This is a genomic window from Streptomyces inhibens (assembly GCF_003389455.1).
GTDB lineage: Bacteria > Actinomycetota > Actinomycetes > Streptomycetales > Streptomycetaceae > Streptomyces > Streptomyces inhibens.
In genome coordinates, this window is record NZ_QUAC01000413.1 from 1 (window position 1) to 11333 (window position 11333).

Consider the following 11333-nt stretch of genomic DNA (forward strand, 5'->3'; position numbering starts at 1 on the left):
ACCTCGGCGACGCGGCGCCGGTACGGCCGCCGTTCCCGGACGGCGGCCGTACCGGCGGGGAGTCCGTCCCTGATGCCCCGAACGGCCCGCGCGGCGCGGGTGGCACGGGCATCGCCGGCCAGATCTCGGCCGTGTCGGAACAGGAGCTGGCGGCCGCCGCGGCCCTCCAGGAACCGGGCGTGGCCGTCGAGATCCAGCGCGCCGCGCCCCCGCCGGACCCCGCCGCGCTGCCCGCGGACGACGTGCCCGTGCTCGCTTCCGACCTCGCCCGGCACACCGGCGCGGTCGGCCGGGTCGTCGTCAGCGGCGGCCCCGGCGACCGGGTCCCCGCACTGCTGCATTCACTCGTTGCCCACCGATTGCGAGGCTGACCTTTCATGTGCCGACTCATCGTGGCCTCAGGGGACTTCCGTGCCGCGGATATCCTGGCCGCAGCCGAGGCGATGAGCTGTGGCCGTACCGCCGACCACGACGGTCCCACCGATGTACACCCCAACGGCTGGGGCGCGGTATGGCGCCAGGCGGACGCACCGTACGGCCTGGGGCGCCACCGGGACGTACGCCCCCTCACGGAGAGCTTCCGCGAGTCGCCCGTACCGGATCTCACGACCGACTTCCTGGCCGTGCACGCGCGCCACGCCACCCTGGCCAAGAACCACGGCCCGCGCTTCACCCACCCCCTGGAACGCACCGGCGGCGCCGTCCCCTGGCTGTTCATGCACAACGGCTTTCTGCCGACGGTCCACCGCCTGCTCGGCATGGAGTCATCGGAGTTCGACTCCCGCGAGTACTTCGACTACATCGTGCCCGCCGGCGCCCGCCGACTGGACGAGGCGGAAACCCTCGACCGGCTCAACACCATTCCCAGAGGCGGGAGTTCGGGTAACGCCATCGCGGTGAACCCCTACTCCGCCTACGTCATCCACTGGACCTCACCGGACACCGTCTCGCCGCGGTACTTCGGCATGTTCCGGCTGCAGACCGACCGCTCCCTGGTGATCGCCTCGGAGGTGGTCCCCGACCTCGCCCCCGCGGAGCACTGGGAGCCGCTGAAGCCGGACACCGTCACGGAGATCCCGTGGACCACGGGCCTCACCCCCCGCAACCGTTACGACCTCGAAGGAGCACCGACCCATGTCCACGACTGACGCCTGGACCCGCGTTGTCATCGACGCCGCCGCCGAGCGCCCGGACGCCGATCTGCTCCGCCGGCTGGCCCACGGCGAGACCGCCGTGGTCGTGCTGCGCAACCTGCTGCCCGCCGAGGCGTTCACCGACAACCGGACCCGCATCGGCAAGCTCTTCGCCAACGCCTCCACGACGAGCTACGCCAACGGCGCCCTCACCACCATCGGCCCCTACCTGGCCAAGTACCTCCAGGACCTGGACGGTTACTTCCAGTCCGCCGACGAGGCCAAGGGCATGCTGGACGCCGCCGACTTCGACCTCGCCGACCAGGTCCGCGCCCGGCTCAGGGACGCCTTCGGCCTCGACGCGGTGTCGGTCGCGCAGGAGCCGGACGGCCGCGACTACGCGGCGTCCGTCGTCCGCATCCACGCCGACGGCGTCCGCAACCCGCTGCACAACGACAACATCATGCGGGACGCCCAGGGCACCGGCATCGCCCTCACCGGCCTCGCGTACCAGCTGAGCTGCGTGGTCTGCCTGCAGGAGTGCGACGAGGGCGGCGAGCTGCGCATGTACCGCAAGCCCTGGGAGCCCGCGGACGAGACGTACAAGATCCAGGACGGTCTCGGGTACGACGAGGCCGTGGTCGACGGGTACCCCTGCCACGAGTTCAAGCCGCAGACCGGCGACGTCTACCTGATCAACCCGATGCAGTACCACTCCATCGAGCGGGTCACCGGATCCGACAGGCTCACCATGGGCTTCTTCATGGGCTTCGGCACCGACGCGCTCAATTCCGCGGTGGTGTGGGGATGACGGCACACACGGTCTCTCCCGACGCCCCCGCGCAGGCGGACGCGGCACGGCAGGCGGGCAGCACGCCCGGCACGACATTGGACCGGCTGCTGGCCCTTCTGCAGGACGGCCGGGCCCGTCACCGGCTGATCGAACATGCCCCGGAGGGGCGTACGGACGTGGTCAGCGCGCTGCGCGGGAACGCCCTGAACCAGGCGGCCAAGTGCATCGTCATGCGCGTCAAGGTCACCAAGAAGTCCTCGCGTTACGCCCTCGCCGTCGTCCCCGGTGACCGGCGGGTGGACCTCGGCCGGGTCAAGGAGCTGTACGACGCACGACATGTGTCCTTCGCCGACCAGGCCACCGCGGAACGCCTGTCCGGCTGCGTCAGCGGCTCCATCGTGCCGTTCTCCTTCGACCCCGAGCTGGAGCTGATCGTCGACCCCGGCCTGCTGGAGCACCGGGAGATCTTCTTCAACGCGGGCGAGCTGCATCTGTCCCTGGCCCTGGACACGGAGGACTACCGGCGGCTGGCCCGGCCGCGGGTGGCGCCCGTCGCCGAGCCCGCGACCGAGCCCACGACCGAGCCCGCAACGGGGACGGCCTCATGACCACGACAGCGACGGCTTCGGAACGACGGCCGACGGCGGAACGGCCCCGCACCGCCGTGGTCACCGGCGCGGCCACCGCCCGCAGGCTGGCGGGCGAGGGATACCACGTCGTGCTCGCCGCCCACCGCACCGACCGCATCAAGGAACTCGCCGACGAGATCGGCGGCACCGCGTACACGCTGGACGTCACGGACGAGACAGCGGTGGCGGAGTTCGCCGGCCGGCTGGACCGGGTGGACGTCCTGGTGAACAACGCGGGTGGCGCGCTGGGGAGCGAGCCGGTCGCGGACGCGGACCCGGCGGAGTGGCGGCGGATGTACGAGGTGAACGTCCTCGGCGTCCTGCATGTCACACGGGCGCTGCTGCCGAAGCTGACCGCCAGTGGCGACGGCACGGTCCTGATCGTGTCCTCCACCGCCGGGCATGTGGCGTACGAAGGCGGCGGAGGGTACGCGGCGGCCAAGTCCGCCGCGCACGCGCTCGCCGTGACCCTGCGGCTCGAACTGTGCGGCGCACCGGTACGGGTGATCGAGATCGCCCCCGGCATGGTGCGCACCGAGGAGTTCGCGCTGAACCGCTTCCGCGGCGACCGCACGGCTGCCGACCGGGTGTACGCGGGCGTGGCGATGCCGCTGACGGCCGATGACGTCGCCGACACGATCGCCTGGTCGGTCACCCGCCCGAGCCATGTGAACATCGACCTGCTGGTGGTACGCCCACGGGCGCAGGCCGCCCAGCACAAGGTGCACCGCACGTAGCGGCACCGCGCCGCGCGGACCCGGTGGGTGGCAGGGATGCCCCGCCGCCCACGGGGTCCACCGGCCGGTGGACGACAGGTACAACCGGCCGGTGGACGACAGGTACAACCAGCCGGTGGACGACAGGTACAACCGGCCGGTGCTGCCGACGAGCGCACCAGGTCAGCGCACACGAGGGCGCGGCTCCAGGGCGGGGGAACCCGAGAGCTGGGCCACCGAGGTCGAGCCGAACGTGTTCGCCGCGCTCAGCGGGACGGTGCCGGCCGGCGCGGGGTCCACCGCGGGATCACGTCGCCGCCGGCCACCCCGCGCTGCGCAGGGCGCTGAACGAAGCTCAAATCAACCTCTGAACTCGGCCGGTGCAGGGTTCGGCCCCTCGCGGCGCGGCCATGAGTACCCCGACCACGGAGCGAGAGGGGGGACCATGGAGCGTCTTGGTACCGGAATCGGCTGGCGGCCGGAGATCGCCGCGGAGATCGCGGAGCTGCCCGGGGTGGACTGGGTCGAGGTCGTGGCGGAGAACATCTGCCCCGGCCATCTGCCGTACGCCCTGCAGGAGCTGCGCGAGCGCGGCACGACCGTCATTCCGCACGGGGTCTCGCTCGGCCTCGGCGGCGCCGACCGGCCGGACACCGGCCGGCTGACCGCGCTCGCCGAGCGTGCCGAGGCGCTGGGCGCGCCGCTGGTCACCGAGCACATCGCCTTCGTCCGGGCCGGCGGGCCGCTCACCGCCTCGCCGGTCATGGAGGCCGGGCATCTGCTGCCGGTTCCGCGTACCCGTGATGCGCTCCGGGTGCTCTGCGAGAACGTACGGATCGCCCAGGACGCACTGCCGGTGCCACTGGCCCTGGAGAACATCGCCGCGCTCATCAACTGGCCGGGCGAGGAGCTGACCGAGGGGCAGTTCCTGTCGGAGCTCGTCGAGCGGACCGGGGTGCGGCTGCTCATCGATGTCGCCAACCTCCATACGAACCACATCAACCGGGGCGAGGACCCGGCCGTCGCCCTCGACGAGCTGCCGGTCGAGGCCCTCGCGTACGTCCATGTCGCGGGCGGTGTGGAGCGGGACGGGGTGTGGCACGACAGCCATGCCCATCCGGTGACCCGGCCGGTGCTGGACGTGCTCGCCGAGCTGTGTGCCCGGACCACCCCGCCCGGCGTGCTGCTGGAGCGCGATGACGACTTCCCCGAGGGCGGGGAGCTGGCCGGCGAACTCGATGCGATCCGCACCGTGCTGAAGGAGGCCCGCCATGCCCAGGTGGCTTGAGCCGGTTGCGGACACCGTGCCGGACGCGCGCCCGGAAGCGAACGCCGGCACGCACGCGGACGCGGACGCGCACGCGCACCCGGTCACGGGCACCGACGCGGCGCGGCAGCGGCTGGCGCTGGCGCAGACCGCGCTGCTGTCCGCGCTGGTCGCCGGGACGCCGGCCCCCGAAGGCTTCGACCGCGCACGACTGCGCGTACAGAGCCGGGCGCTGACCGCCAAGCGCTCCGCGGTCGTCGCCAAGGTCGCGCCCGAGCTGCCCGAGATTCTCGGCGAGGGCTATCGGGCCGCGTTCGTCGGCTATGCGCGGCACCGGCCCATGAGCGGCGGCTACCGCCAGGACGCGCTGGACTTCGCGGCGCATCTGCTGGCCCAGGGCCGTCCCGAGGACCCGGCCGCCCGGGAGCAGTTGACCCGCTGGTGGCAAGATCGCGCGGGGCCGAAGCCGCCGTCCGCCCGGCCCGTGGCCCGACTCACGCGCGCCGTGCGGCGCGCCCTGCACCAGAGGTGACCGCCATGTTCTTCGAGCACGTGTCCTCCTTCGCGCAATGGGTGTATCTGGGGATCGGCGCCTCGTCGCTGGTGCTCATCATCGGCGCGATCCTGATGCGCTTGCGGACGCCGTCCGTCCGCAAGGCGGACGCCGTGACCCACGAGGTGTGGGAGATGGCGTTCCTCACCGGCGGCCCCGGGCGGGTGGTGGACGCCGCGATCGCCGGTATGCATGAAGACGGCCGGCTGGCGGTGGGCGGCCCGGGCGTGGTGACGGTACGTCAGGCCGTCGCGCACGACGCGGTCGAGGCGGCCGTATTGGATGCGGTCGCCCGGACGCCCGGCGGGGCGATGGCCACGCTGCGCCCCGTGGCGATGCGCAGCCCGGCGGTCCAGGACATCGGCAACCGGCTGGCGGCCCGCGGGCTGCTGCGCCATCCGCGGCTCGGCCGGGGATGGCGCCGGTTGGCGAGCGCCCAGATGGCGGCGTGTGCGGTGCTCTTCTTCGTCGGGGTGCTGATCTCCATCATCGGCAACGGCTGGGACGACGCGTCCGATGCGCCGCCGGTCATCACGATCGTGCCCGCGTTGATCGGGGGCCTGATCGTGGGCTCGCTGTGCCGGAAGGGGTTCACCCACCGGATCACCAAGGCGGGGTCCTTCGCCCTCCGCACCGCGAAGGCGGCCAACCCCACAGGGGACGTGGGCGGGGCCTGGCAGGCCGCCGGGCTCGTGGTGGCGCTCGGCGGTACGGCGCTGATCACGGACGAGCTGCTGCGGCAGCAGTTCGCGGAGGCGCAACACGTCGCGGCAGCCGCCGCTTCGTCCGGCGGATCCGCCTCGTCCGGCAGCTCGTCGTCCGGTTACGACTTTGGGGGAGGCTCGTCGGGTGACAGCGCCTTCTGGTGCGGCTCCTCCGGCGGCGGCTCGGGGTCCAGCTGCGGCAGCGGTGGTTCTTCGTGCGGCGCCGGGGCGTCGTGCGGCGGGAGCGGTTCGAGCTGCGGGGGCGGCTCGTCCTGCGGCGGCGGATCGAGCTGCGGCGGCGGGTCCGGCTGCGGCAGCAGCTGACGCCGGGCCTCCCCGGAGCGTGTCCGCCCACCTACCGTGTGCGCTCGCCCACATGATCAGAAATTATGTGGCGGTTGTCATGCTCCGTCCCGTAAACCTGCCGCCATGTGGCTTCTCTTCCTCCTCGTCGCCTGGGTGGCGGCAGTCCTCTCCTGCGCCCGGGTCTGCCGTGCCGCGGTGGCCGCCGCCCGCACCACCGGACCGGCCCCGCGGCCGGCGCCCCGCACCACCCTGGACCCGTCCGCCGAAGACCACCCCGGGCCCGGACTGACCCTCTACGAGATGGCCTACCTCTCCGGCGGCCCGCACCGGCTCGCCGATGTGGTCCTGGTGCTGATGGCCCAGAAGCGGCGGCTGCTGCTCGCCCACACCGGCTGGGCCACCGTCGTCGAGCCCGTCGCCCAGGACGCCGTCGAGCGCGCCGCCCTCACCGCCATAGGGCCCGAAGGGCAGCGCCGGATACCCGCGATACGGGACGCCCTCGTCGCCGACGACGCGGTGCGGGCGGTGGCCGACCGGCTGGTGGCTGCCGGGCTCGCGCTGCCCGCCGCGGCCCGTCCGGGCATCCGCGGCGCGGTCCGCCTGGTGCAGGGCGCCGCCCTCCTGGTGCTGCTGTCCGCCGCGGCGAGCTACTGGATGGCGCCGTCCGGCGAGGACCACAGGCTGGTCCTGGCCTGGTTCGCGCTCCCGCTGATCCTCACCCTCGGCACCTGGGCGGTGGCCCGCTTCGAGCTCCATCCGTACCACGACTGGGCCACCGACGCGGGCGAGCGGCGCCTGCCCGATGCTCAGCAATCCCCCGGCACTCCGGGCTCCCCCGCCGCCCCTGCCTCCCTCACCACCCTTGCTCTCCATGGCCCCACCGCCCTCACCGACCCCTCCCTGCGCGCCGCGCTCCACTCTTCCGGGGCATAGGGTCCGACACCGGAGCCAGGTGCTTTACATCGACAACCACCGCCTCAACTATCCCTTTTGTATGCACACACGAAGGGACGGCCAGTGAGAGCACTTGCGTTGTACGGCACCATCGGGTCGCTGATCGTGACCGCCCTCGCCACTGCTCCGGCAGGCGGCGCCACGAGGGCCTCCTCCGCGCCGCCCGCGCCCGTTGCGCACCGCATCGACTTCGGCCGGTGCGCACCGGTGGAGCATCTGCCGTCATCCGTCGAGTGCGGCAAGCTCACCGTTCCCCTCGACTACGCGCGCCCCGACGGCAAGAAGATCGACCTCACCGTGAGCCGGATCCGCGCCACCGCGCACGACGAACGGCAGGGCTCGCTGGTCTTCAACCCCGGCGGCCCCGGCGCGTCCAGCATGGAGTTCCCGCTCTACGGCGCGCTCCCCAAGTGGAGCAAACTGGCCCGCGCCTACGACTTTGTCGGCTATGCGCCGCGCGGGGTCGGCCGCTCGGCGCCGCTGTCGTGCCAGGACCCGGAGGAGTTCGTCAAGGCGCCCACCGACAGCCGGATGCACCCCGATGCGGACTTCAAGCGCAAGAAGGTCGCGGAGGCGAGGGCGTATGCCCGCGGCTGTGCCCGCCGGGCCGGCGCCGACCTGCCGTTCTACAACTCCGTCAACAACGCCCGCGACCTGGACATGCTGCGGGCCGCCCTCGGCGACAAGAAGCTGACGTTCATGGGCGCCTCGTACGGGACGTACTTCGGTGCGGTCTATGCGACGCTCTTCCCCGGCCATGTCCGGCGGATGATCTTCGACAGCGTCGTCAATCCCTCGCCCCGGAAGATCTGGTACCACAACAACCTCGACCAGAGCCTCGCCTTCGAGCGGCGCTGGGGCGACTGGCTGCGCTGGGTCGCCCGGCACGATGACCACTACCACCTCGGCAAGTCCAGGAGGGCGGTGCAGCACGCCTACAACAAGGCCGCCCACAAGCTGCGCCGCGATCCGCTGAGCAGCAAGATCGGCCCCGGTCAGCTGCAGTCGGCCTTCCTCAAGACCGGCTACAACGACGCGTTCTGGCCGATGCGCGCCGAGGCGCTGTCGGGGTATCTGCACGGCGACCCCAAGCCGCTGATCGCGCAGGCCCTGCCCCGGTCCGGCGGCGCCAAGGACGCGGAGAACGGCAACGCCGTCTACACCGCCGTGGAGTGCAATGACGCGATCTGGCCGCGCTCCTGGAAGACCTGGAACCGCGACAACACCGATGTCGCGCGGATCGCGCCGTTCGAGACCTGGGACAACGCCTGGATGAATCTGCCGTGCGCCTTCTGGCCCGACCGGTCGGAGTCGGCCGAGGCCGGTCTCGACGCCGCGGTCCGCCATGCGACCGGCCGCGATGCGGGGCAGGAGCTGATGGACGCCACCGGGCATGCGGCCGAGACCGCGCTGGACGCTGCGTTCCACGGGCGGCGCGGTCCGCTCGATGTCCACACCGAGCCCGGCGCGCTGCCGCCGGTGCTGCTGATGGCGGCCGAGCGGGACGCGGCGACGCCGTACCGGGGAGCGTTGGAGCTGCAGCGGCGGTTCCCCGGCTCCTCGCTGGTCACCGAGAACGGTGCGGGCACCCACGGCATCGCCTTCGGCAGCAACGCCTGTGTGAACGCGTACGCGGAGGCGTATCTGCTGCGCGGGAAGATCCCGGCGCACAAGGCGTACTGCCCGCGGCGCGCCGAGCCGGTGCCGGGCCAGCAGGTGACCCGGGCGCAGCACGCGCGGCCGGGGAAGTAGCGGCACCTGCCGGATGCGGTACGGGCCGTCCCCCGAGGGGAGCGGCCCGTATCGCTGTGTGCACGCGCGCTGCGTGCCGGCCCGGGATCAGGCCAGGCCGGCGACCAGCTCGGCAACCGGCTTGCGCCGGCCGGTGTAGAACGGGACCTCCTCGCGGACGTGCATCCGCGCCTCGGAGCCGCGCAGATGACGCATCAGGTCGACGATGCGGTAGAGCTCATCGGCCTCGAACGCCAGCACCCACTCGTAGTCGCCGAGCGAGAACGAGGGCACGGTGTTGGCGCGCACGTCCGGGAAGCCGCGGGCCATCTTGCCGTGGTCGGCGAGCATCCGGCGGCGGTCCTCGTCAGGGAGGAGGTACCACTCGTAGGAGCGCACGAAGGGGTAGACGCTGACGTAGTCGCGGGCCACCTCGTCGGCCAGGAAGGCCGGGATGTGCGACTTGTTGAACTCGGCGGGGCGGTGCAGCGCCATGTTCGACCACACCGGCGTAAGCGCCCGGCCGAGACGGGTGCGGCGGAAGAGGTTGTACGCCTCCTGGAGCGCGTCCGAGCTCTCCGAGTGCCACCAGATCATCAGGTCGGCGTCGGCGCGCAGGCCGGACACGTCGTAGGTGCCGCGGACCACCACGTCCTTGGCGGCGAGCTGCTCGAACAGCTCCTCGACCTCGTCTGCATAGCCGCTGCGGTCCTCCGGGAGGACGTCACGCAGCTTGAACACCGACCAGAGGGTGTAGCGGATGACCTCGTTGAGGTCCTTGGCCTTCTTGCCGGCGTGGGGAGCCTTCTCGGGCGCCGCGGGACTCCGGGGCGCGGAAGCGGGGGTGGAAGCGTCTGTCATGTCGTCCATTCTCACTCGCCCGGGGTGGCGCCCGGCGTCAGGGTGCCGAGGATCTCGTCCGCGGCGTGGCGCGCCGAGCCGATGCAGGCCGGAATGCCGACGCCGTCGTAGACCGCGCCGCACACCCGCAGCGCACCCGGCATCCGGGCGACCGCGCCGCGGATCCTGGCCACCCGCTCCAGATGGCCGACGGCGTACTGGGGCAGCCCGCCCTCCCAGCGGGTGACCCGGCTCGCGACCGGCCGGGCACTCAGGCCGACCGCCGCTGCGAGGTCGGCGAGCGAGAGATCGACCAGCTCGGAGTCGTCGCGCCGGAGGTCGGCGTCGTCCTCGTACCGGCCGATGGAGGTGCGCAGCACGAAGAGGTCCGGGTCGGCGGCGCCGATCCAGCCCCACTTCTGGCCGGCGAAGGTGGCGGCCTTGATCCGGTGGCCGTCGACGGGCGGTACGAGGAAGCCGCTGCCGCCGGGCACACGGTCCAGGTCGGCGCGGCGGAAGGCCATGGTGACCAGCGCCATCGAGGCGTAGTCGACGGCGGCGAGCTCGGCGGCCGCGGCGGGGCAGTCGTGGCGCAGGATGTACGCGGCGGCGCCCGCGGGCGCGGCCAGGACGACCGCGTCGGCCGTGACCGTCCGGTCGCCGAGGCGGATCCGCCAGCCGTCGCCGTCGGTCCAGTGGAGGTCGTCCACGACGGATCCGAGCAGGATCTCGCCGCCGGCCCGGCGTACGGCGTCGGCGACGGCGGCCGGCAGCGTCCCGATCCCGCCGTCGATCCCCATGAAGACCGGGCCGTCGGGCGCTGCGGTGGCGGCGGCGCGCGCCTGGAGGGCCCGTACGCCCTCGATCAGGGAGCGCTGGGTGCGGGCGGCCTCGAAGAGCTGCGGGACGGCGGCGCGCATCGAGATGCGGTAGGCGTCGCCCGCGTAGACGCCGCCGAGCAGCGGCTCGACGAGCCGGTCGACGACCTCACGGCCGAGCCGGGCCGCGACATACGCGCCGACCGCGACGTCCTCGCCGGCCTCGGTCCGCGCCAGCGTCTCGTCCTCTGCGATCCGCGCCATGCCCTCGGGGGAGATCACACCGGAGGCGGCGAGCGGACCGAGGTCCCCGGGCACGCCCATGACATGGCCCTTGGGCATCGGACGCAGCGCGTCACGGGTCCACAGGGACGCGGTGGCGGTGGCGGGTGGCTGCAACCGGTCGCCGAGCCCGACCGCGCGGGCGAGGTCCACCGCCTCCGGGCGCCTGGCCAGCATCGACTCGGCACCGAGGTCGACCGGTACGTCCGCGATATCGCCCGCGCGCAGCTTGCCGCCGAGCCGGTCCGACGCCTCCAGGACGGTGACGCGGGCGCCGCCTTCGAGCAGCCGGTGCGCGGCCGCCAGTCCCGAGATGCCTCCGCCGATGACGACGACGTGACCGACACGGCCCGGCCCGCGGCCCGTACTGGTGTGCGCTGTGCTCATGCCTCCACTCTCTCAGAGCGCACCACCGGGACCGTGACCGGATCGCGATCCACGAGGGGCAACCCCGGTCCGCCGGTCACCGTCGAAGGGGCAACACCAGCACGCCACTTCGAGGGGGAGCAGCCATGCGGGGAGCGGTACGAGGGCGCGGGGGACGGGCCGGGCGGGCCACCGGGGGCCGCCGGGGCGCTGCGGCGGGGGTGCTGCTCGCCGCGTCGCT

At 72.9% G+C, this 11333-nt stretch carries 10 protein-coding genes and 1 pseudogene; 9 read left to right on the forward strand and 2 right to left on the reverse strand.

The window, feature by feature from the left end; translation table 11 throughout:
* The 9 genes and pseudogenes from DY245_RS44965 to DY245_RS36405 all read left to right on the forward strand — a co-directional run.
* On the forward strand, positions 1–371 hold a 371-nt coding region (locus tag DY245_RS44965; RefSeq protein ID WP_220377989.1), incomplete at its 5' end, for a hypothetical protein.
* A gap of 6 nt (positions 372–377) precedes the next feature.
* A complete protein-coding gene (locus tag DY245_RS36370) occupies positions 378–1148 on the forward strand; it encodes a class II glutamine amidotransferase (RefSeq protein WP_128511368.1) in 771 nt (256 codons plus the stop codon).
* A complete protein-coding gene (locus DY245_RS36375) occupies positions 1135–1944 on the forward strand; it encodes a 2OG-Fe(II)-dependent halogenase WelO5 family protein (RefSeq protein WP_128511369.1) in 810 nt (269 codons plus the stop codon). The genes DY245_RS36370 and DY245_RS36375 overlap by 14 nt, the downstream gene beginning before the upstream one ends.
* A complete protein-coding gene (locus tag DY245_RS36380) occupies positions 1941–2534 on the forward strand; it encodes a YbaK/EbsC family protein (protein WP_128511370.1) in 594 nt (197 codons plus the stop codon). The genes DY245_RS36375 and DY245_RS36380 overlap by 4 nt, the downstream gene beginning before the upstream one ends.
* The gene (locus tag DY245_RS36385; protein WP_128511371.1) at positions 2531–3292 is read left to right on the forward strand and encodes an SDR family NAD(P)-dependent oxidoreductase; all 762 of its coding nucleotides are present in this window, start codon (positions 2531–2533) and stop codon (positions 3290–3292) included. Before DY245_RS36380 ends, DY245_RS36385 begins: the two co-directional genes overlap by 4 nt.
* Before the next feature lie 424 nt (positions 3293–3716).
* A pseudogene (locus DY245_RS48540) lies at positions 3717–5070 on the forward strand (MbnB/TglH/ChrH family RiPP precursor modification enzyme).
* A gap of 5 nt (positions 5071–5075) precedes the next feature.
* Positions 5076–6119: a TIGR04222 domain-containing membrane protein gene (locus DY245_RS36395; protein WP_244943495.1), complete on the forward strand. Its 1044-nt coding sequence runs from the start codon at positions 5076–5078 to the stop codon at positions 6117–6119.
* Between the two features lie 105 nt (positions 6120–6224).
* The gene (locus DY245_RS36400) at positions 6225–7034 is read left to right on the forward strand and encodes a TIGR04222 domain-containing membrane protein (protein ID WP_128511372.1); all 810 of its coding nucleotides are present in this window, start codon (positions 6225–6227) and stop codon (positions 7032–7034) included.
* A gap of 84 nt (positions 7035–7118) precedes the next feature.
* A complete protein-coding gene (locus tag DY245_RS36405) occupies positions 7119–8807 on the forward strand; it encodes an alpha/beta hydrolase (protein WP_244943496.1) in 1689 nt (562 codons plus the stop codon).
* Positions 8808–8894: 87 nt separating this feature from the next.
* On the opposite strand, the gene hemQ is transcribed toward DY245_RS36405, so the two are convergent.
* Both hemQ and hemG read right to left on the reverse strand, forming a co-directional pair.
* Entirely contained in the window at positions 8895–9647 is a 753-nt protein-coding gene (gene hemQ / locus DY245_RS36410; protein WP_128511373.1) for a hydrogen peroxide-dependent heme synthase, read from the reverse strand.
* Between the two features lie 11 nt (positions 9648–9658).
* Positions 9659–11113, reverse strand: a complete 1455-nt coding sequence (hemG, locus tag DY245_RS36415; protein ID WP_128511374.1) for a protoporphyrinogen oxidase — start codon at positions 11111–11113, stop codon at positions 9659–9661.
* Positions 11114–11333: the final 220 nt, after the last annotated feature.